Consider the following 20,213-nt stretch of genomic DNA (forward strand, 5'->3'; position numbering starts at 1 on the left):
AAGCGGCGTGTATTAATATATCACAGCTCGCAAAAATTAGTCAAGCCCTATTTCAAAAAAAGATACCCTCTGCTTGAAACAAGCGAGCTGGGTATCTTTTTCCGTTCTATTTTATACAGCGAGCGTCATGTATCGAAGCTCCAACGCCTCAGTATCTCCGCTAGCTGCCATCACCGCTACCTCGCGAATAAGCGAGCGTTTAACCAATCGTTGCAACAACAATGATAAATCGACATGAAGGGTCTTTATTCGCTCATGCTCCTGAAGCTCGCTGATGCTCCATGGCTCCTCTCGGCTCATCATGATATTAATGAGCAAGGAACAGCAGTCCTTCATTTTATTGATTACCGTAAACTCACAAGCAAGCATAACAAGTTGAACACGCTGCTCCAGCGTTTCAGGGCTAACGGTTAATTCTTCATAAAGCTTGTAAACCCCAGGATGAACCCTGCGCATTTGACGCCACACGGTTAGCTCTGGATGCTGCCCTTCTTCAATTAATACAATGTGCGCCCAGTGATGCAGAGCAGTTAATATATTACTGTATGCATCCAGTATATTGCGCTCTTCGTAATCATGCTTTGCCTGCAGGTAACTTCTCAGAAAGCCGGAGAACTCTACAAACCGCTTTTGCTCTCTCATGACGTCCGGAAATTGTATAATGCGCTCACGAATATCGCTTATACGGCTGTCGCGCTCCAACAGTATCTCCCCCCGAACTATCCATTGAATAATACTTTTGTTCTCCCCGCTTGCCATCCACTGCTCCAGATGACCTACACTCGCACTGCGGATCAGCACATGCTGGCCTTCAATACGGACATGCTCAATACTTTGAACAGCAGTCTGCTCGACAATTGCAAGCAGTAGCAAATCCAATCCTTCGGTCAACGGACTGTAAGCATAAGAGTTCTCGATTGCGATTAGACCAAGCAATTCTCGCTGTGATTGATGCGTTTGAATGAAATGTTCTTTTATATGTTTCACTTGGGCCTCCGTATAGCTAATCCAATATGATTAAGATATAATAATAATCTACGGTGTTTGTTATTTCGACAAACCGAGGACAGTTTCCTGCTTACATGGATGGAAAACCGTCTGATTTTAATAAGAATACCACGGAGAGGATGGACAAAGTGAATAAGTTTTTTTTCAAATCAGCGAAAATAAACGAATTTCGTCTGTGGGGGCTGATTTTCACACTCGTCGGCATGGGTGTTATGATTCTCGGTACAGCCGGAATCGTTCTTTGGGGACAAGCTGGTAAAATCGTTGCCGCGATTTTTATGGTTATCGGGATGATTTCATTGCTCGTTAGCGTTGCCGTTTATTTCTGGGCAGGCATGATGTCAACCAGTGCAACGATGCTAACCTGCCCCGAATGCAATCGTCCAACGAAAATGCTCGGAAAAACGGATCGCTGCATGTTCTGCAAAACGATTCTGACTCTCGATCCGGCGCAAGCCACACATGCTCCTTCCGAATAATACGCCGCTCTTAAAAATATGTTACATAAAGGTAAAAGGGCGATGCCGCCAAAAGGAGGCATCGCCCTTTTCGTCCAGATATAGCAGGTAAGCTTGAAGATCAAGCTTATAAATTTTCATATTAGAATGAAAGAAGGCCATCGCTGAACTCGCGATGGCCTTCTTTCTAATAAAATTGTAGCGTTATTATTGCAATTACGGCTTTTTATTCAACGCGCTATCAATCGTTTCCCAGATAGCGTTCGTTTGAAAAGTGCGCTGCCAGGTTGCTACTCCAGCTAACCCGTACTTTTTAACCAATGCAACTCTAGCTTTGATCGACAGCTCGTCCTCAATCCAGATGCGTTTGAGCGCATCCTCTTCCTTATACTCCACATAATGCTGCCCAGCATCTCCATCGAGTACAGGCTTCAGCTTATTTTGCGTAATAATTTCTTTCACTTTATCCATGCCAAGCGCTTTGGAGCTTACCTTGGTTTCGCCATTCTCTTCGGTCTCCGTCCAAATCCTGGTGTATAGCGGCATGCTCAATATAAGCTTGCTTGCAGGAACACCATCTTCGTCCAATATTCTCTTCAAGGATTGCTCCGTCCAAGGCAGCGAAGCGACCGACCCCGCAACTGGGCTTGTTGCCCAATGCTCGTCATAAGCCATAACCATCATGTAGTCTACAACTTTGCCAAGAGCTTTACGATCTAGAAAAACAGACCACATCTCGCTGTTGGACTTAGGCGTCACATCGATAGATACGACTAGTCCTGCTTCATGAAGCAGAGGCGTCAGCTCACGGACGAACTGGACCAGGTTTTCCTTATCTTTCGTATATACATTTTCAAAGTCTACATTAATGCCCTGCAAATGATACAGCTCTGCAAATGCAAGCAGCTGCTGGATCATATGAAAACGCGTATCTACTGTCGCCAGAGCCGCACTCGTCCGATCAGGCTCAAACCCGTTGCTGAAGAGCGCCCACACCTGCATCTTCTGCTCTTTAGCCCATTTTACATACGCTGGATCAGCCTTACCTTTAATTGTCCCATTCGCATCCTGAAGCTCAAACCAGGTTGGACTGACGACATTGACGCCTTGCATTTCCGGAATTGTCGTTGGATCTGGCTTGCGTTGATAAACAGCCTCCCAGGTCAGATTGATTTTGCTGCCTGTAACCTTCCAAGCAACAAAATCCGTTTCATTATCGCTAGGCGCAATCTGCTCCATGCCAGTGAGCGTGGTATCACCCTTAGCGATATAACCCGGATGGCCATCCGGTCCCTGAACGAGCAGCCAGCCACCATATTCTCCCCAAACTCTGAGCTTGCCCGCGAGTGGAACCTTCTCCACAATCGGCGCCCTAATAGTAGGTTCTGTCCGTATAGCCGATCCTTTCTCCCGATTGGCTTCCGCCAGTTGAATAGCCTCCCCAGACTGAAGCAGGGAAACAACTCCCGAATTTTCAACGTACTCTGTCTGTAGACCATAAAGCTCTTCAATCGGCGTAATTGGAATGTAAACCACATCATCCTGCACCTCAGCTGTAATCGTCAAGTCAAAGGGCTTGCGATTCGCAGTCGCCGTCAAGGAATTTGTCTGCAAACGCAGCACCTTATTCGCTGTTGTGAAAATAATTGATCCACTATCCGCTTCATAGCGTATAGGCTGGTCTGCCCCAAGCACCTGCTGAAGGACAGGAAGCGGCAGCTTCACTTCGTTATTTTCAATAATGGCACCTTGCTTCATTGCTTCGCCATGAACGACGATTGGATTTTTCATCCCATAATCGGGAACTATTTGTTTAAAATTAGGAATGTAGCGGTCATATACAAACCAACCACCACCTGCTGCCAAAATAACGATTAAAAAGAGAAATGTATTCCGAACCCCACTGCCCTTGCGGCGACGAGGAGTTCGGCGAAGCATAGTTTCCAAGCGTATCGCGCTCCTTTATAAAAGACGAAAGCGTGCATATCCGCGGTTGAACGCTTCCCTGCACGCCATCATTTTGTTAGGTTTAATTCTTGCTTAATGGTTAGCTATTGCTTCTTAGCCGCTGCACAAGTAGAGCAGGAACCGTAAATTTCCATTCGATGCCCTTGCACGATAAAACCGGTCTCCTGCGATGCCACACGCTCCACCTCAAGTAACGGCGGGTATTCAAAATCAACAATTTGGCCACAGTCATTGCATATGGCATGATAATGCTCCGATGTATCCGCATCAAAGCGGCTGGAATCATCTCCATATGTCAGTTCCTTAACAAGCCCCGCTTCTACAAATAACCGTAGGTTATTATATATGGTCGCCACGCTCATGCTTGGAAAATTAGGCGACAGTGATTTATAAATTTCATCGGCTGTCGGATGAGTCATCGATTCCATTAAAAAGCTTAAAATGGCATGACGCTGCGGGGTCATACGGACACCATTCATTTTTAATTGCTGCAATGCTGCATTGACGGCTCCCATTCCCCTCACGCCTTTCAATTAGTATTTAAAGCTATTGTACGTGTTTTCAAAATGATTTGTCAATGAATGCGGTTATTGGTCCGTGGCGCCATGCTGTATGGCAATACTGTTATTAGCATTAATTTGCAGACGGTATTGGCCGTCTCCAATCGTTCCCCTCACTGTCTTTTTACTGACTTCGAGCGGCAAATTCGTTGTAATTGCGCCAAAAGTGACCGACCCATACACCGTATAACTACCATATTGCGGGACAGTCAGTTTAATTTCCCCTACGGAGCTATCAACATCCCAGTCACCGCCGACTACCGAGCTCGCCAGCTCTATGCCGCCATTTAGGGTAGCAGCCTTTATGGTGCCGCTAGCTTCATTAATGTTGATTTTTCCATTTTTCGTATCGGCCTCTATATCTCCCGAAATGTTCGTCATTTTCAAAGCCCCATTAGTCGCTTCTGCAAATACATTCCCTGTAATAGATGCTGCGGTAACAGCCCCATTTAATAAGGTTATACTTGTATCGCCTATTATATGACGAAGAGTAATCGTTCCATTATTTGCTTTCGCCTGAACACTGCCCTGTATTCCTTCTGCTAAAATTTCGCCTGTATCGCTGGAGAGCTCCACACCACCGGGAGCATCAAGGTTTTTAACTTTTATCGGTCCATTATCAGTATGCACGAGTACAGAAAGCTGTCTCGACGGCTGTTCGTCCCGCTGCTGCCCCTCCACTTGTAGGGGAGACTGCTCAGGAGCTGGTGTTGATGTCGCGTTTGAAGCAGAGGCTTGTTCCACATTATGTGGAGAGTCCTCCACCTGAACATTCGGCAAACGAGGCACGGTTACGGTAATATTTATACGTGGTTTGCGCGTCCCGTTCTCCCCATAGCTGCTGCTTTGGGCCTGCAGGGTGATTTTTTCACCGCTTGATGACGCCTCGATCTTCGATTTTTCGGCCATTTTATCGGCCTCAGCTTCATCAGCGATATCAACCCATACCTCGGTATCTATGCTGATATAATCATTATTTCCGCTTTGAAGCGTCACTTTGCCATTCACATTATAAATCTGAATAGCTGTCGTCTTTTCTTCCATCGGAACAATGAGTACTTCTTTCTGATAATGGAAGCCTTTTTCCTCGCCATAATCCTGTGCGCCATTCAAATCGACATATTGATCAATCCAGCGAAAAGGCAGATCTGCATATTGTGTTACTAAAAAGCCAAAGCCAGCAATGACAACCGCTGCCATGCTTCCGATAAAATCAAGTCGCAATTGCTTTCGCGACCGCCGCTGCAATAGACTGTAAGCGACGAGCTCGCCTCCCAGACATATAAACAAGACAGGCCACCAATAACGCATCAGCGCAAAAACATTGCTGCTGTGTATTTCATCCCACAACAGCAGCCCTCCTGCAGCGGCAATAAATAGAGAAGCCGTAAAGCTTCCTAACCGAAACACCGCCGCCAGCCGCTGGCGCAAAACTAAACATACGGCGATCAGCCCTAGAACAGGGCCTACCGCATAATTTGCCGCTTCATCAAACCAAGTAAACAAAGAAGTCGGCTGCCGAAGCATGAGCAGCAGCATAAGCAAAATGCCCGCCACCATAATGAGTATGCCGTCCCTAAGCTTTAAACCGGGCTGCGTTTCCGTTCGCCGATCCAAGCTTTGCAGCGCATCATAGACGCTAATAAAATAAAATACAGGCAGCGCAAGCCCTAAATAAACAATAAGCAGCAAATGCTTCGCACCATCCGCATCCGCCAAACGAACAATAGTGCCGCCATCTAGCAAAATACCAGCGGCAAGCAGCAGCCCTCTTGTATATTCCCCTGTATATAAATGTCCCGCTCCCGGCCATAGAAAGGCTAGCAGCACCGTAAGCAATCGACTTTTCCTACGTCCCGTGTTCATCCCATGCTCCTGCAAAACATGTCCCCCGTATATGCAAGTTTATTGCTTATTATTGTACCATAGATGCCCCGCTCATAGGCTTTTGCTTGAAAATGCAAAAAAAGAGCCGTCCAGCTTGTGGACAGCTCTTCATTGATTATCATTAATCAACTTGCATGTTAATGAAGCTATATTAGGCTTGTTGAAGACGCTCAAGCAGCATTTTGTTAACCATTGCCGGATTCGCCTTGCCTTTCGTTTCTTTCATAATTTGGCCGACAAGGAAGCCGATCGCCTTCTCTTTGCCTGCGCGGAAATCCTCAACCGATTGCGGATTCGCTTCAATGATTTTATCGACGATGGCAATGATTGCCCCCTCGTCGCTAATTTGTACGAGGCCCTGCTCTTCAACGATTTGCTGCGGCAGCTTGCCGGATTCCAGCATTTCCTTAAAGACGGTTTTGGCGATTTTGCTGCTGATTGTGCCTTTCTCCAGCAAGCCAATCATTTCTCCAAGCCCTTGTCCGGTAATTTTCACATCGGACAGCTCCAGGCTGTTCGAGTTCAAATACCCGAGCAGGTCGCCCATAATCCAGTTGGATACAGCTTTCGCATCCTTCGTATAGGACAAGCTTGCTTCAAAGAAGTCTGCCATTTTCTTCGATGCCGTAATAACATCAGCATCATAGGAAGGCAAGCCGTAATCGCTAGTATAGCGGGCTTTACGTGCATCTGGAAGCTCAGGAATCGAAGCTTTGACACGTTCTTTCCACTCTTCATCGATATAGAGGCGAACCAAATCCGGGTCCGGGAAATAACGATAGTCATGGGATTCTTCTTTGCCGCGCATCGAAATCGTCTTGCCCTGCGCTTCATCCCAGCGGCGAGTTTCTTGAACAACCTTATTGCCACCGTCCAACACCTCGGCCTGACGCCATTGCTCATATTCAAGGCCACGCTGAACACCGCGGAAGGAGTTCATGTTTTTCAGCTCAGCGCGCGTGCCAAGCTTCTCTTGTCCATAAGGACGAAGGCTGATGTTCGCGTCGCAGCGCAAGCTGCCCTCTTCCATTTTCACATCCGATACTTCGCAGTAAAGCATAATCGCTTTCAGCTTCTCCAGATAGGCTTTCGCTTCCTCAGGCGTACGAATGTCCGGCTCGGAAACAATTTCAACGAGCGGCGTGCCGACACGGTTAAAGTCAACGAGTGAGGCATAACCTCCATCAACATGCGTCAGCTTGCCCGCATCCTCTTCCAAGTGCAGACGGGTAATGCCAATTCGTTTCGTAACGCCATTTACTTCAATATCTATCCAGCCGTTCTCGCCGATAGGCTGATCGAATTGCGAAATTTGATAAGCTTTAGGCGAATCGGGATAAAAATAGTTTTTACGGTCAAATTTGCTGACATCAGCAATTGTGCAATTGAGCGCCATCGCAGCCTTCATCGCGTATTCAACCGCCTGCTTGTTCAGCACCGGCAGCACGCCGGGATGACCAAGGCAGACCGGGCAGGTATGCGTATTAGGCGGAGCTCCGAAAGCGGTGGAGCAGCCGCAAAAAATCTTGCTGTTGGTGTGCAGCTCAACGTGCACCTCCAGCCCGACTACCGTTTCATATTGAGTCGCTTCAGACATCGTTAATCCTCCTTAGAATTTTGCTGGGCGAGGTTACTTTGGTGGCATAAAGCATGATGAAAAAGGAGCTGCGCTGCGTGAAAAGGTTGACTTTCGATCGCTGTTGCCCAAGCATTTTTTTTGAAAATATAGGAAAGGATATTATTTCCCAATCCTTTCTCTATATTTCTACGCGAAACGGTAGCTTAGCCGCCAGAGGACGGCGGCAGCCGTTTGCGCTTGATCAATCCCGCTCAGCGGTAAAATTCTTGGGCAAAGGCGAACACTTGCGCTTCTACAGTTCAACCTTTCCACTCCGCTTGCCTTTTCCATCTAGCTTCTATGGCAGCAAAAAGGTAAAAATCGCGTCGCAAGCTAGCTTTTATAGCAAGGTAAAACTTACATAAGACAACATAAATAAGAAAACCTATAAGGTACAACCTATCGGGCTAAGCCTGTACAATCAACCTACAGGCAGAACCCTCTGGTTAGCCCTGTAAGACTGAATATATTAGAGCTGCGGACGCAGCTTATGAAATTCGGTATTTTGCTCGAAGGCATGGGCCGTGCGCAGAACCGTCGACTCGTCGAAGGCTTTGCCGATAATTTGCAAGCCGATTGGCAAACCGTCCGCTTGGCCGCAAGGAATGCTGATTGCCGGAACGCCTGCAAGGCTGACCGGAATCGTACAAATATCGTTCAAATACATCGTTAGCGGGTCGCCAACTTGTTCGCCAAGCTTGAACGCTGCTGTCGGGGCAGTTGGCCCGATGACGACATCATATTTTTCAAATACTTGGTCAAAATCTTGTTTAATGAGCGTGCGCACTTTTTGTGCTTTCAAATAATACGCGTCATAGTAGCCGGAGCTAAGCGCATACGTTCCCAGCATAATACGGCGCTTAACTTCTGGACCGAAGCCCTCGCTGCGCGATTTGCGGTACAAATCAATCAGGTTCGCTGGATTGTCTGCACGGACGCCGTAACGAACGCCATCAAAACGGGCCAAGTTGGATGAAGCTTCAGAAGAAGCAAGCAAATAATAAGCAGCAATAGCATATTCGGTATGCGGCAGCGAAACCTCTTCCCATGTTGCGCCAAGGCTTTCATACACCTTCAGTGCATTCAAAACCGCTTCCTTAACCTTTGGATCGACGCCTTCTCCCAAATATTCCTTCGGTACCGCAATGCGCAAGCCTTTGACATCGCCTGTCAAGGCAGACGAATAGTCCGGAATGCTTACGTTCGCGGAAGTAGAGTCTTTCGCATCATAGCCAGCAATCGCTTGCAGCACAAATGCGGAATCCTCAACATTTTTCGTCAAAGGACCGATTTGGTCCAGCGATGAAGCGAAAGCAACAAGCCCAAAACGGGAAACAAGGCCATACGTTGGCTTAAGACCGACAATGCCGCAATATGCTGCTGGCTGACGGATCGAACCGCCTGTATCAGAGCCAAGCGAGAAATAAACTTGGCCCGCAGCAACAGAAGCTGCAGAAGCGCCGCTGGAACCGCCCGGCACATATTCTGTATTCCACGGATTGCGAGTCGGATAATAGCTGGAATTTTCATTCGAGCCGCCCATCGCAAACTCATCCATGTTCAGCTTGCCGATCGTGACGGATTGCGCCGATTTCAGCTTGCTGACAACCGTTCCATCATAAATTGGATTGTAGTTATCTAGAAACTGGCTGGCACATGTTGTGCGCAAGCCTTCGGTAACGATATTATCTTTAATTCCAGCCGGAAGACCAAACAGCAAGCCGCGTTCCACTCCTGCTTGAAGCTGCTTGTCCAGTTCGGCTGCATGCTGGCGAGCTCCCTCTTCATTAAGCGTAAGGAACGCTTGAATGGAAGCTTCTGTTGCTTTAATACGAGCAAAGGATTCATCAACCAGTTCGGTGACGGAAAGCTCCTTTTGGCTCAGCTTGTTATGTACATCCTGAAGACGCAAATCAAACAGTGACAAAACATGTTCCTCCCTTCAATATAAAAGCGCAGTAAGCCTTTAAAGCTATCGCGCTCGATCAAGCGGACTATTCCAATACAGCTGGCACTTTAATTTGGCCGTCTTCTTCATCAGGTGCGTTGAGCAGCACCTTCTCGATCGGCAGCGATTCCTGCGTTATATCCTCGCGTGTCACATTCGTAATCGGCAGCACATGGCTGGTCGGCTCGACGTTTTCTGTATCAAGCGAGTTCAGCTTTTCTGCATATTTTAAAATCGCATTAAGCTGCTCGGTGAATTTATCCTTCTCCTCGTCAGACAGCTCAAGGCGAGCCAAATTCGCAACATGCTCGACATCTTTAATCGTAATGCTCATGAATGTTCCTCCCCCTTCTTAAGCCTGCAATCATTCTTTCTATTATAGCCTAGAATCACATTTTGACAAAGTGCACAAACATGGGCTAGAACGCTTATGTTCTGCAATACCTATTAATAGCAGATGACCCTCCCGCACCTGGCGGAAGGGTCATCTCGCAGAAGCTTATTAAATCCACGCTTTCAAATTAACCTGCCTTATAAAATCCTTCTGGCTTTGGCCTTCAGCAGCTGCTGGCTCCGCTTCTGGAGCAGACTCTTCGCCTCTCATTATACGCTTAAACAGCTCTTCATTATGAGTTGCCAGCGCGAAGTCGATCAGCGATTCGCGTTCGATGCGGTCAACCTCTTCTTGAAGCAACACATCTTCCAGCTCCACATCTTCATCGGGCAGCAAAAAATTGCGATTGGCGGCCGGAACGCGCACCACGTAATCAAATACATTGTCAGCATTGCGATCGTAAGCAATTATATAACCATATTCCCCTACGGGAAGATTTTGCTCAAAATGATCAGATATAATAATTACCTTAGTTCCCAAACTAAGCATCGTCTTCACTCCTATCTATCGGACGCTAACCTATAACTATTATCCTACTAAAAAATAGTAGCGGTGTCCAATAGGGATTGAAACTATCGCGGGTCGGAAGCCGAGAGCGACGCTTTTGCTAGCTTCGTCCCTCCCTGCTATACCAGTTCCAAACCCGCTCCATATCCCGATATTCCAGTAGCGACACACTATAATCATTGACCGTACCCATTGTTTGCACGCTCAGTGATACAAGATTTTCCCTCTGCTGGGCCCGGCTGCGTTTTAGAGTCATTGCCAAAATTTGTTGTCTGCGCAGCAAATACGTGACCTTGGAAAAATGCCGGCGCCGCAAAATGAGTTGACCATCCTTAAGGGTTAAGCCCGCCGTTTGATGACATGCCCTTCTCCAGAGCGCAACAAGCGGAAGCAATAGCAGCGACCATAGTCCATTAAGAGGCCAGATGACGATTAACGTTGCACAGATCACAAGCGTGAGAAGAAGCCAGATTCTCATATAATAGAACAAAGCCCGCTTCGGTGCCTTAGCCTCGATAGCTGACCACTTCATTTGCGGCACAAAAAGCCCAATCATCTTCTCCATCTCTGTTATGGGCAAAAAGGGATGCAGCATGAGCTGCTCATTTTTGTCGGAAGAAACGACTTGCAGCTTAATTTGAGCGTAGCCTATCCATTGGCGAAGAAGCCCTTCTTCAACGATCACGGACTGCACCCTATCGGGGTCAAACGAATATGCTTTTTTGTTCAACAGTCCATAGGAAACCGATATGCGCTTACCCTCCCGCTTAACAGTAAACCCACTGTACTTGATAATATACAAAATTAGCGATAGTGCCCAACCTGCGGCCAATGCAATAATAGCAGCAATTACAATGACGATGATGAAGTAGCCGGGTACGAGGCTTTGCGATTCCGTATACAATTGCTCAAAAAACCGGATTGGAGTAAACTTCTCCAAAAAATCATTAGCAAATGAATAAATACCAGCGATAAAAGCAATCGCCAGCCCTAAATTGAGCGATGTTGCAGCCGCCATCAACAATTGTCCGCTTGTTAAGCGGAAATAAGCGCTATCTCTTGATTCTGTTGAAGGGAGGCCCGAACTTTTTTGAAAAAGAGCATCGATATGCCGTTCGGATACGGAGGCAGCATCACCGCGCAGCTCTCCATCAGAGCCGAATGTGTCGGCTTTCTCGGACTCCTCCTGCGAATTTCGCGTTATTCCCTCTTCCATAACATGATTGTGACGAGACAGCAGCTGCTGGCGAAGCTGCTCCGCTTCGCCAGCGGCGAGCGCAGGCAAAATGCCATCTGCGGTTTTTCCGCCGCCCGGGGTTTCAATCTTCAACTCCGCAACGCCAAGTATTCGCTGCAAAAAGGGCTGATCTACATTCACCGAATGGATGCGTCCATAATAAATCGTCTTCTCATCCTTGAATAAAACGCCTTTGCGCAAAATGATCCGGTCTTCCTCTACCGTATAGGTGAATGCTCTCCATTCCAGCCACCCGAATAACAAGGATAGCAGCACCAGGGCGGTTGCTCCCGCATACCAGTACCATTCCAGTCCGAGCAATCCCGATTTCCTAAGCATTGTAATGATTATGAGCGGCAGTAGTCCTTTAATAAACTGAAACAGCGTAAAAACAACATATACTTTATGCAGTCTTCGCAGATTACTCATGCTGATCATCCACTTTCGCCAGCTGCCCGATTTTCCGCTTCAGCTCCTCGGCTTTTTCCAGCTTGAGCCCTTTAATGCGATGGGTCGTGGCTGCCGTTACAACCGCTACGCTAGCCAGCTTGAACTTCCGCATGAGCGGTCCGCTCTCCAGTTCGACATGCTGGACACGCACCATCGGAACGAGTACATTTTTAATAATAATCAGTCCATATTGCAGCTCAAGCTCTTCCTCAAACAGTTCATATTGAAAGTGACGGTAGCGGAGGCTAGGAACTACCCAAATATCTAATACACTATAAGCCGTAACGACAGCGAGCCCGATCCACAGCGGGATAAGCGTCCACCCTTTCGATATCGCCAAAGCCGCATAACCGCATACGAGCAAATAGCCAATAGCCGCTGCAATAGCTGCTCCCATTCGGCTAACCTTAACGTAATCTCTATCGACTCTTTGTGTTAAAGCACGATTCATCTCTCATCCCCCTATGGCAGCACAATAAGCTGCTCTTTCGTGCATGTAAGCTGGCGGGGCGTGCCGTCAGTTATTACATAGCTGTTCTCCACTCCGACAACACCCTGCCCCGGAAAAGTAAATTTCGGCTCGACCGCAAGCACCATTCCAGCAGCAAGCGGCAGGTCGAAGCCGCGAGCCAGCACAGGCCACTCGTCTATTTCAAGGCCAATACCATGTCCGAGAAACTTGGCCTGATCATGGCCAAAGCCCATATAATGCGCAGACAACTCTGCAGCAGCCGCTTGATCAAGAGAAGCGATATACAGCTCAGAGCATGGCGTCCCGGAAATCATCCCTTTTTCTGCTGCGCGCATCATCTCCTCCGACGTTCGGTAAGCATGAGCAAGCTGCTCTGAAAGCTCGCCAATAACCGCAGTACGCGTCTGATCGATAATGTAGCCGTCAATACAGCAGCCCACATCAATGAGTATAGGCTCATTTCGTCCAATGACTCTGCGGCTGACGCTTTGCGGTGAAGTAGCCCCTAAGCCAAGGCCCCCTGCCGGACCATCAAAATAAGTTGGCACCGCAGCAGCGGCTCCTGACGTGACCATCCCTGTCGCTACTTCCTGATTGTAGCCTCGCATACGCATCAAGCCGATATGCCCGCGAAGCCGCAGCTCATATTCTACTCGCGCTATCCAGGCTAGTTCGTTAATGCCCTCCTTCAATACATTCAAAGCTTCACCTAGCGCCTCGTCTACAGCCTGTGCTGCAGTTTCAATTCGCTTGATTTCCCAAGGTGACTTTATCATACGCTGCCCTCTAATAAGGGCTGAACCGTCCACCAGCTCGCCTGCCCCTGCCGCTAGCAGCAGCTGGTTAAGCTTAAAATAGGTTTGTGCAGGAAGCACATCAAGATCCGCAGCCACAGTAACAGTACTTCCTGACTTAAACAGCTGTGGAAAACGCTCTGCGAGCGTCTGACCGAATTGGCGGAATGAGCCTAATGGCTCTACAGCAATTAGCGTTTCCAGTCTTGCACGCTCAAGGCTGCGTTTGACAAAAAATACGGGCATGCCTTCGGCTGGAACAAAAGCATAGCCATTTTGCATCGAGCCTGTGTAGTAATATAAATCTATATTTTGCGTAAGCAGCATGCCGTCAATGGCCTTCTTCCCCAGCTCCAGCTGAAGCTTGCTTATGCGCTCATGAACCAAGTCATCCGGTATGTCTCTAGTTATCGTTGTCTTATCCATCGCTTTGCTCAACTCCCAAAATCATTTATCCCTCCCCTTCATTAGAACAATTTTACAAAAGGCAGTCAACTGCAAGGCAGCTGCCGCAAGCATTTTTATGATCAACATCTCCCTCTATTAAAGGATTAAAAATTAAAAGTCAGCTCGGATACGCCTTTAATCGTCCATTCAATTGGCTTAAGCACTGTGAATACCCTCGGGTTCACAACCTTTATAATCATCACAACTCCCGGGCGGTACAGCGTAGCCTCATAACTGAACTCTGCATTTACATATTGATAAGGAAAAGTATGCTCACCGTTAATGACCTCGAAGACCATAACTTTAACCGGCTCATGCAGGAAGGAGCTGCCGAGCGGTTTCCCTGCCGAATCAAGCTGCAGGTTGCCTTGCAAATAGCGGCTTGCTGCCGCTTCAGCCGTTATCGGATCAATGCGGATGACACCGTCTCCCAAAGCTGCTTTATCGACCTGCTGTGCGGCCGCATGAACGGCACGGTTTAGTGCATGCTTGCCCTGAAAAAGCGTCTTCATCGCAATCTCCTCATCCGTCTGCATAACGTGAAGCATGAGCCACATTGTCATCATCAGCACAATTATTGTCAGCTTATACATAGCATAACTCCCTGTCGCCTGTTCAAGGTACATATTCGCTCATTTTGATGCCTGTAGCGCGAAGCCTGCCATTTTCATCAGGTGGCTTCACTCCGATTAAGCGATCCAATTGAAACAGCCCCTCATAGGGATAGCTAAGCAGAACAATCAATCCTGTCCCGCGCAGCAACGGCATAGTAGAATTGGTTGCCTGCTCGCCATTATCGGATGCCACCTCAAAAATCAGCCCTTCCGGCTTCATTCCAAACTTCGCCAGTCGCTGCCGCGATTGCTCGACCATCTCCGGACTGATGTAGCCATGCTTGCCGCTCGCCCCGATTTCCAGTAAATAATCGACCTCCTGCTGCAGTACAGCCTGCCTAACAATGAGCACATGTTTATAAATAGGCGAGAACATCAGCCAGCATAAAATCGTAGCAAACAGCACAAATACTAAAATGCTCTTCACGGGCTCATAGTCCTTATATAGCTGCTTGTGGCATCACCTGAGCGTTCGAGCTGTTTGTTCATTCCCTGATCCCCTTCTGCAATACCAGAGTAAATCATAACCATCGTTACAAGCAGCAATATGGCTGCCAGCAGGCTTCGCATCGTCTTCCCCTCCATTCCTACCGCTATAAACGGCTTGCAACTTACTGCAGCAGCTTGCTGATTTTTTCATTGGCAGCGTCTCCTTGCGACTGGATTTGGCTGCTTGTGCCCGTTGTATCTTTAGCAATAATGCCGTTGAAAAGCAAAATAACAACAACTAACAGCATGACGGTCATTAATATATTGCGCATTATGAATTCACCTCCTTGTTATGTGGCGGCTGCCAAGTCTTCAGCCCAATGATGCGAACAGCTTCTGTCCCTCCATCACCCATGGATAAATGAATACTTGAAACGTATACAAAATAGGAACGCCAGCGAGCATAAAGAGCAAATACGATGTAGTCTCCTTGCGGCTGTCCTTGGCAAGCTCCAGCTTCTCCTTATACTCCTGAATACGGTCGCGCAAAAGCATATAATATTCCTCGCTGTCATCTATGCGAAGGGAATCAATGGTCTCTACAAAGCTCATGCCGTCATCCGTTCCCATTCTAAGCTTGAATTGACGTAATGCCTGTTCGGCATCGTGATACCATTCCGCCAGCAATCGCTCCAAATCGCCGCGAAGCGTACTCGTATACGGAATGCAGCGCGATAGCTTCGTATGAATATGCAGCGACGAATCGGCCAAATAAAGCAATTGATTGCTTATTACATAAATCTCCTTCGTCATGCGTTCAGTTCGAAGCTTACGCAGCAAACGCAGCCAAGGCAAATCCCACACCAGCATAATCCAGCAAAAAACGAGCCCCGCGGTTAAATAGGCTATTGTGCTGCCTTGACCCAGACCCACACTGACAGGAACACCTATGGAAATGCCTATCAACAATACGATGAGCAGCAATTTGCGTGCAGCTGCGTACCAACTGGCATCTGCCTCCACCCCGCATCCGGCGAGCAGCATTTCACGGTCAACGTATGACTGCTGTTCCCTTGAGAGCCTAAGCTTGCTGAGCCAGCTATCTGATATTTTTCTCGAACGCCAGTTGATTCCAGTGAGATGCAGCCATCGCGGCTTCCTTTGCGGCAGCAGCCTAAGTATAGCGGCCACTGCAATAAATCCGAATATAAACTGGGCCGCAATTGCTCCAGTACGCACGCCGCCTTCCACCCAATGATGCATCGCAGCCTTGCCTCCTTTTCAGCTTGCAAATACGCAGTTCACAGCCGCTTACATTTTTTTTCGAGATAACCATAGTCCCATTAGGAAGGAGGCAAAAATGAGCAGCAGCGCATTTAAAAGCATATCTCTGCCCTTTGGGTCGAGAACGTAATAGTAGTAGGCATTCTGCTCGTTATAATGCAAATTGATGCCAATAAATAAAGCCAGAAACAATAACGGCGTAAAATTGGCAATTCGGATTTCCAACAGCCGGTTCCGTTCCTGCTCATTCGCGCGGCGCGCCTTACGCATGTCCGCCAGCAAATTCTTGAGGCCATCTGCCATCGGCACGCCTTCAGCAAGCGCAACCCGCAAAATATTAGCGAAGTAATCCGCCCACGTATGCCCAAGCGATGCAGCAAAAATCCGCAAACTCGCTTCATCATCACCACGGACAGACAAATTGCGATATAATTGCTCAAAAACGGCTTTCATCGGGCCAAGCAGCCGTCTTTCGTCAACCGTTCGCTGCAGCGCTGCCCTCACTTGTATCCCTCCGGATACTAGATAACACTGGTAAAACAGCTCAATGGCGGGCAAAAATTCGACCTGTGTCTGCATTTGACGCTGGACGAGCAGCGCGCGCAGCACCGTATACGGTATAAAGCCCAGTACAAACCCGAATAGCAAGGTGCCTTTTACCGTCTGAAAAAACAATCCGCCAGCCGCCAGCCCAATCAGCAGCAGCAGTCCCGACAAGCATAAAAATGCCAATGGCTGCAGCTTAATCTGGAGTGCCTCCAATAAATCAGCAAGCGGGCGATAAAGCTTGTCCAGCCGCTGCAGCCGCTGCTCTAGAAGGTGGCGGAACCGCCCTCGCTCCCGATAGGCCAGTCTCGCTAACCGCTCATGCCTTTCCATCCACATGACAAGCAGCGCAGCAAGCATAATAAACAAAAATAAAAACAGCAGCGCACCGGCTCCAAAAACGTACAGCCTAGTCAAAAAACAAACCTCCCCTCGCCAGCTTCCTCATCGCTCGCTGCGAAGGCCGCTGCGGATATTGCCACTGCTCCAGCGCTTCATCATAAACCGCCCAATCGCGTACCTTTACCTCGTTGTCAGCCCAGCCTATTTCAGCAAGACGCGATACGATACGCCGGCCCTTGATGCTCTGCATTTCAATTCCAATCTCTACTACATACTCAGCAATTCGTTTTGTCAGCCGTTCTGGGTTCATGCCTCGCCCATCTTGCATGCACATATCGGTGATCGCCTCTGGCACATCCTCAAGCGTACTTGCATGCACGGTTGTCATACTGCCGGAATGCCCTCTCGTGCAGGCTCTCACATAAATGTTCGCATCGCTGTCCCTGATCTCCGCATGCACGATGCGCTGCGGAGATTGCCTGAGCGCCAATTTGAATGCCCGGCTGGCGCGGTGCTGCGGATCGTCCTCGTCGGTTTCGTATTCAACGATATTTTTTGTTGGAAAATCTCTTCCGAGCATCATTTCGAAGCGCCCTTCAATAGTAATGATTCTCTCCTCATCCGGCAGGCTGGCAATTAGCGCCTTCATGAGGTGGGTCTTGCCGGAATTCGTCGGTCCAATAATAATGAGGTTGAATCTTGCATGAAGCACAGCTTGCAGCATTGAAAGCATCGCACCACTTATCGTTTCGTATTCCGGCTCGCAAAGTACAGGCAGACCGAAGCTTTTTACAGTAAAAAAGCGAATCGTCAGCGTTGGCTTCGAGGTGAAGCCGAATCCTGTCATCGTGACGCGCGAGCCGTCGCTAAGCATTACTTCCGCCCAGCGCTTGCGCGGGGTGAACCGATCGTTGTTATACAGCACCAAATTACTCTGGATGCGTTCAACATCGCGAACACTTGCAAATTGATGCTGAGACATAACAGCCTCGCCACTGCGGACCTCATAAATTTGTGTGCCTACGACCTGCACTTCCTCCAGCCCATCCTTATGCTGCAAAACCAGCTCCAGTACATTCAGCCCAATAACCTCAGCGAATAGGGCCTCAGCAAGTGTTTGGTAGGGATGATGATAACCATCTTGATTATGAATGCGCAGTCGCCGCAGCCGATCATTAATGACCGCATAGATCTGTTCCCGTTCTGGCATAAAGCCAAGCACAGCCCGGTTCAGTGTCTCATTGTACTGTCTGCGCTCCTCATCGTTCAGTCCGCGCGGCGCAGCCAGAAAAGCTTTCATCTCGTCAGCGAGTCTGTCAAAATCCGCTTCATGTGACGCAGCAGGCAGCTCCGGTTCTCCGGCTTGCCCCTCCTTGCTTCCAGTCACCCCCACTCTCAACTGAGCTGAATAATCGAAAGGAGAGAATCGGCTATCCCCCGCCCTCAAGAGCGGGCCTCATTACGATGCGAGAGCAGCTTGCGGTACCAAGGCTGCAGCTTAAAAGCAGGTGCCACCGTTCGAATGCCATATCGCTCCATTAGCTGCTGCGATGGTTTTTTCATTGCCGCTCTGCCCACTTGATCTTCCCCCAGCCATTGGCCAAGCTTGCCGCTGTCCAAATGTATAAACGTATCCTTCGTCATTTGCATTTCACCCAGCTTCACCGTACCCATTTCCTTGCAAATATCTTTCATTCGATACCCTCCTCTGCCCCATGGGGGCTGTATAATAACGGTATTGTATTGGTCAGCTGTTAAGCCGAATAACGGGGAAATTTGTGTTATCCATCGTCTCCCATCCTCCTGGAAATGGGAAAGCGCAGCCGTCGTAACCACAACTCGCGTGCTCGCCAGCCGCAATGCACAAACGGTAGCTGCATTATCCCAATAAGCGCTGACATCCATAAAAAGCACCTCAAAGGTTTGCTCTGCAATATGGATTAAATGCTCCGCCTCATCGGGTGTGAAAAATTCGGCCTGATCACGCACGACATTGCCGAACAGCACTCGCAAATTCCCTCTTCCTTCGACCTTATGCATAGCACTCTTCAATCTTTCTGGTGTCAGTGAGCCGGATTGCAGCTCGGGCCGCAGCTTGTCGAGTGTGCTTTGCGGCTCCTGGATGCCAAGGTAGCGATGGAGCTTCGCGCTCTTAAGATGCAGACATAAATACCCGACACGAAGGCCGCTGGCTTCGGCCATTCGGTACGCCGCGGCAAAAGCAGCTGTCGTAGTCCCAATATTAGGCGTCGTTCCAACAAAGGCAATGAGGGGTATTCGCTGCTCCATCAAGGCTGTTCCTCCTTAGTCTCATCCACAACATTGAGCGATTCCGGGCTGAAAGCTATGACAAGCTTATAGCTTCCATCCTTGCAATAACCATCGATTTCGAGCCACTGCCTCTCGGTCAGATTGAGGTTGATATAATCGATCATGCCATTGGCCTCACGTCGCGAGGCGTACATCTTTTCCTTATCCCCATCCGCTAAGGAGAGCAGATTCGGATCTTCCATATTATCGATTTCAACATTTCCTGAAGATTTGACTGACGCTACTGTAACAGCCAGATCAAACAAGCGGCCGGAGTCTTCTCCTTCACCGGATAAATAAAGCACGACCTTATCCCCGGCACGAATGCCGTTAGAAATGGAACGTACATAATCCCGCGGAATTTGAAAGGTCGATTCGCTACTGCCCGGCAGCAGGTGAAAACGATCGATTTTCCAACCGAGAATCGGTTCCTGCGTGCCCAGCGGCACAATCGTCTCCACTCCAACAGCAGTCGCAACGTCCAGCAGCATTCCATTGTCATAAGCCGCTTTCGGCACATACCGATAGGCGAGATCCCCTGCCATTATAGTCACCCCAGCAGCAATAAAGCGCTTGGGTACGACGACGGCAACCATCTCTTGACGCTGCAATTGCAGCTGCTGAATCTGAAACAGGCCGTACACAAGCGCACCCGAGAAGAGCGCAGCCAGCACACTTATCCAAATATTCCTTTTTCTATTCATCCCTTCTCCCTTCCGAGCCATTAGCAGACAACAAAAAAAGAACGCAGCAGCAGCCTGTAAAAGGCTTAACTACTAGCGTTCTTCGCTAAGTATTGCTCATATACAATTGGATTGTTCCTTGATTAACCACATAATAGCAAAGGAAACATTTCTTGTCCATCTATTTTTAAAAAATAAATTTTCACACGCCGCTTATGCACAAATGCGCTCTCCTACAGCATCAACGATGCTATAAA

The 20,213-nt window shown here is 48.4% G+C and carries 22 protein-coding genes; 2 read left to right on the forward strand and 20 right to left on the reverse strand.

All coding sequences use genetic code 11. The annotated features are described in order from the left end of the window. Nucleotides 1-111: 111 nt before the first annotated feature. Nucleotides 112-987, reverse strand: a complete 876-nt coding sequence (locus MHB80_RS23660; RefSeq protein ID WP_341279269.1) for a nucleotidyltransferase-like protein — start codon at nt 985-987, stop codon at nt 112-114. A gap of 149 nt (nt 988-1,136) precedes the next feature. Here MHB80_RS23660 and MHB80_RS23665 point away from each other — a divergent pair, with 149 nt between their 5' ends. Continuing rightward, entirely contained in the window at nt 1,137-1,487 is a 351-nt protein-coding gene (locus tag MHB80_RS23665) for a YgzB family protein (RefSeq protein WP_231594383.1), read from the forward strand. Between the two features lie 195 nt (nt 1,488-1,682). Here the strand turns inward: MHB80_RS23665 and MHB80_RS23670 are convergent, their stop codons facing one another. From MHB80_RS23670 to gatB, 4 genes are all read right to left on the reverse strand, one after another. After that, nucleotides 1,683-3,404: a glycosyl hydrolase family 18 protein gene (locus MHB80_RS23670; protein WP_341283060.1), complete on the reverse strand. Its 1,722-nt coding sequence runs from the start codon at nt 3,402-3,404 to the stop codon at nt 1,683-1,685. 113 nt (nt 3,405-3,517) lie between these two features. Then, nucleotides 3,518-3,949, reverse strand: coding sequence for a peroxide-responsive transcriptional repressor PerR (gene perR, locus MHB80_RS23675; protein ID WP_341279270.1), 432 nt, complete (start codon nt 3,947-3,949; stop codon nt 3,518-3,520). A gap of 72 nt (nt 3,950-4,021) precedes the next feature. Next, nucleotides 4,022-5,860 (reverse strand): DUF6677 family protein, encoded by a 1,839-nt coding sequence (locus MHB80_RS23680; protein ID WP_341279271.1) that lies wholly within the window; start codon nt 5,858-5,860, stop codon nt 4,022-4,024. 172 nt (nt 5,861-6,032) lie between these two features. Then, nucleotides 6,033-7,478 (reverse strand): Asp-tRNA(Asn)/Glu-tRNA(Gln) amidotransferase subunit GatB, encoded by a 1,446-nt coding sequence (gene gatB / locus MHB80_RS23685; RefSeq protein ID WP_341279272.1) that lies wholly within the window; start codon nt 7,476-7,478, stop codon nt 6,033-6,035. Nucleotides 7,479-7,531: 53 nt separating this feature from the next. Between gatB and MHB80_RS23690 the strand changes: the two genes are divergently transcribed. Continuing rightward, nucleotides 7,532-7,864, forward strand: coding sequence for a hypothetical protein (locus MHB80_RS23690; protein ID WP_341279273.1), 333 nt, complete (start codon nt 7,532-7,534; stop codon nt 7,862-7,864). 104 nt (nt 7,865-7,968) lie between these two features. On the opposite strand, the gene gatA is transcribed toward MHB80_RS23690, so the two are convergent. The 15 genes from gatA to MHB80_RS23765 form a co-directional block, all read right to left on the reverse strand. Further along, nucleotides 7,969-9,426, reverse strand: a complete 1,458-nt coding sequence (gatA, locus tag MHB80_RS23695) for an Asp-tRNA(Asn)/Glu-tRNA(Gln) amidotransferase subunit GatA (RefSeq protein WP_341279274.1) — start codon at nt 9,424-9,426, stop codon at nt 7,969-7,971. Nucleotides 9,427-9,493: 67 nt separating this feature from the next. Next, nucleotides 9,494-9,781, reverse strand: a complete 288-nt coding sequence (gene gatC, locus MHB80_RS23700) for an Asp-tRNA(Asn)/Glu-tRNA(Gln) amidotransferase subunit GatC (RefSeq protein ID WP_341279275.1) — start codon at nt 9,779-9,781, stop codon at nt 9,494-9,496. A 168-nt stretch (nt 9,782-9,949) separates the two neighbouring features. Further along, a complete protein-coding gene (locus tag MHB80_RS23705) occupies nt 9,950-10,330 on the reverse strand; it encodes an ATPase (RefSeq protein WP_341279276.1) in 381 nt (126 codons plus the stop codon). Between the two features lie 118 nt (nt 10,331-10,448). Continuing rightward, on the reverse strand, nt 10,449-12,014 hold the full coding sequence (locus tag MHB80_RS23710) for a PH domain-containing protein (RefSeq protein WP_341279277.1): 1,566 nt from the start codon (nt 12,012-12,014) through the stop codon (nt 10,449-10,451). Next, nucleotides 12,007-12,486, reverse strand: a complete 480-nt coding sequence (locus MHB80_RS23715) for a PH domain-containing protein (RefSeq protein ID WP_341279278.1) — start codon at nt 12,484-12,486, stop codon at nt 12,007-12,009. Before MHB80_RS23715 ends, MHB80_RS23710 begins: the two co-directional genes overlap by 8 nt. A gap of 11 nt (nt 12,487-12,497) precedes the next feature. Next, nucleotides 12,498-13,727, reverse strand: a complete 1,230-nt coding sequence (locus tag MHB80_RS23720) for a Xaa-Pro peptidase family protein (RefSeq protein WP_341279279.1) — start codon at nt 13,725-13,727, stop codon at nt 12,498-12,500. Between the two features lie 125 nt (nt 13,728-13,852). Then, nucleotides 13,853-14,341, reverse strand: a complete 489-nt coding sequence (locus tag MHB80_RS23725) for a hypothetical protein (RefSeq protein ID WP_341279280.1) — start codon at nt 14,339-14,341, stop codon at nt 13,853-13,855. 22 nt (nt 14,342-14,363) lie between these two features. Next, nucleotides 14,364-14,789 carry a hypothetical protein gene (locus tag MHB80_RS23730; RefSeq protein ID WP_341279281.1) on the reverse strand — a complete coding sequence of 142 codons (426 nt, stop codon included), beginning with the start codon at nt 14,787-14,789 and terminating at the stop codon, nt 14,364-14,366. Further along, nucleotides 14,786-14,932 carry a hypothetical protein gene (locus tag MHB80_RS23735; RefSeq protein WP_341279282.1) on the reverse strand — a complete coding sequence of 49 codons (147 nt, stop codon included), beginning with the start codon at nt 14,930-14,932 and terminating at the stop codon, nt 14,786-14,788. The genes MHB80_RS23730 and MHB80_RS23735 overlap by 4 nt, the downstream gene beginning before the upstream one ends. 41 nt (nt 14,933-14,973) lie before the next feature. Then, on the reverse strand, nt 14,974-15,123 hold the full coding sequence (locus MHB80_RS23740) for a hypothetical protein (protein WP_200931697.1): 150 nt from the start codon (nt 15,121-15,123) through the stop codon (nt 14,974-14,976). A 40-nt stretch (nt 15,124-15,163) separates the two neighbouring features. Beyond that, nucleotides 15,164-16,054 (reverse strand): hypothetical protein, encoded by an 891-nt coding sequence (locus MHB80_RS23745; RefSeq protein ID WP_341279283.1) that lies wholly within the window; start codon nt 16,052-16,054, stop codon nt 15,164-15,166. Between the two features lie 48 nt (nt 16,055-16,102). Next, nucleotides 16,103-17,038 carry a type II secretion system F family protein gene (locus MHB80_RS23750; protein ID WP_341279284.1) on the reverse strand — a complete coding sequence of 312 codons (936 nt, stop codon included), beginning with the start codon at nt 17,036-17,038 and terminating at the stop codon, nt 16,103-16,105. Further along, a complete protein-coding gene (locus tag MHB80_RS23755; protein ID WP_341279285.1) occupies nt 17,031-18,350 on the reverse strand; it encodes an ATPase, T2SS/T4P/T4SS family in 1,320 nt (439 codons plus the stop codon). Before MHB80_RS23755 ends, MHB80_RS23750 begins: the two co-directional genes overlap by 8 nt. A 56-nt stretch (nt 18,351-18,406) precedes the next feature. Beyond that, nucleotides 18,407-19,252: a hypothetical protein gene (locus MHB80_RS23760; protein ID WP_341279286.1), complete on the reverse strand. Its 846-nt coding sequence runs from the start codon at nt 19,250-19,252 to the stop codon at nt 18,407-18,409. Then, the gene (locus tag MHB80_RS23765; RefSeq protein WP_341279287.1) at nt 19,252-19,977 is read right to left on the reverse strand and encodes an SAF domain-containing protein; all 726 of its coding nucleotides are present in this window, start codon (nt 19,975-19,977) and stop codon (nt 19,252-19,254) included. The genes MHB80_RS23760 and MHB80_RS23765 overlap by 1 nt, the downstream gene beginning before the upstream one ends. Nucleotides 19,978-20,213: the final 236 nt, after the last annotated feature.

Source organism: Paenibacillus sp. FSL H8-0537 (assembly GCF_038051995.1).
GTDB lineage: Bacteria > Bacillota > Bacilli > Paenibacillales > Paenibacillaceae > Pristimantibacillus.

Coding starts and splice junctions, on each gene's coding strand:
- MHB80_RS23670 (WP_341283060.1), bottom strand. CDS start 3,404: ATGCTTCGCCGAACTCCTCGTCGCCGCAAGGGCAGTGGGGTTCGGAAT.
- perR (WP_341279270.1), bottom strand. CDS start 3,949: ATGGGAGCCGTCAATGCAGCATTGCAGCAATTAAAAATGAATGGTGTC.
- MHB80_RS23680 (WP_341279271.1), bottom strand. CDS start 5,860: ATGAACACGGGACGTAGGAAAAGTCGATTGCTTACGGTGCTGCTAGCC.
- gatB (WP_341279272.1), bottom strand. CDS start 7,478: ATGTCTGAAGCGACTCAATATGAAACGGTAGTCGGGCTGGAGGTGCAC.
- MHB80_RS23690 (WP_341279273.1), top strand. CDS start 7,532: ATGATGAAAAAGGAGCTGCGCTGCGTGAAAAGGTTGACTTTCGATCGC.
- gatC (WP_341279275.1), bottom strand. CDS start 9,781: ATGAGCATTACGATTAAAGATGTCGAGCATGTTGCGAATTTGGCTCGC.
- MHB80_RS23705 (WP_341279276.1), bottom strand. CDS start 10,330: ATGCTTAGTTTGGGAACTAAGGTAATTATTATATCTGATCATTTTGAG.
- MHB80_RS23710 (WP_341279277.1), bottom strand. CDS start 12,014: ATGAGTAATCTGCGAAGACTGCATAAAGTATATGTTGTTTTTACGCTG.
- MHB80_RS23715 (WP_341279278.1), bottom strand. CDS start 12,486: ATGAATCGTGCTTTAACACAAAGAGTCGATAGAGATTACGTTAAGGTT.
- MHB80_RS23720 (WP_341279279.1), bottom strand. CDS start 13,727: ATGGATAAGACAACGATAACTAGAGACATACCGGATGACTTGGTTCAT.
- MHB80_RS23725 (WP_341279280.1), bottom strand. CDS start 14,341: ATGTATAAGCTGACAATAATTGTGCTGATGATGACAATGTGGCTCATG.
- MHB80_RS23735 (WP_341279282.1), bottom strand. CDS start 14,932: ATGCGAAGCCTGCTGGCAGCCATATTGCTGCTTGTAACGATGGTTATG.
- MHB80_RS23740 (WP_200931697.1), bottom strand. CDS start 15,123: ATGCGCAATATATTAATGACCGTCATGCTGTTAGTTGTTGTTATTTTG.
- MHB80_RS23745 (WP_341279283.1), bottom strand. CDS start 16,054: ATGCATCATTGGGTGGAAGGCGGCGTGCGTACTGGAGCAATTGCGGCC.
- MHB80_RS23760 (WP_341279286.1), bottom strand. CDS start 19,252: ATGGAGCAGCGAATACCCCTCATTGCCTTTGTTGGAACGACGCCTAAT.
- MHB80_RS23765 (WP_341279287.1), bottom strand. CDS start 19,977: ATGAATAGAAAAAGGAATATTTGGATAAGTGTGCTGGCTGCGCTCTTC.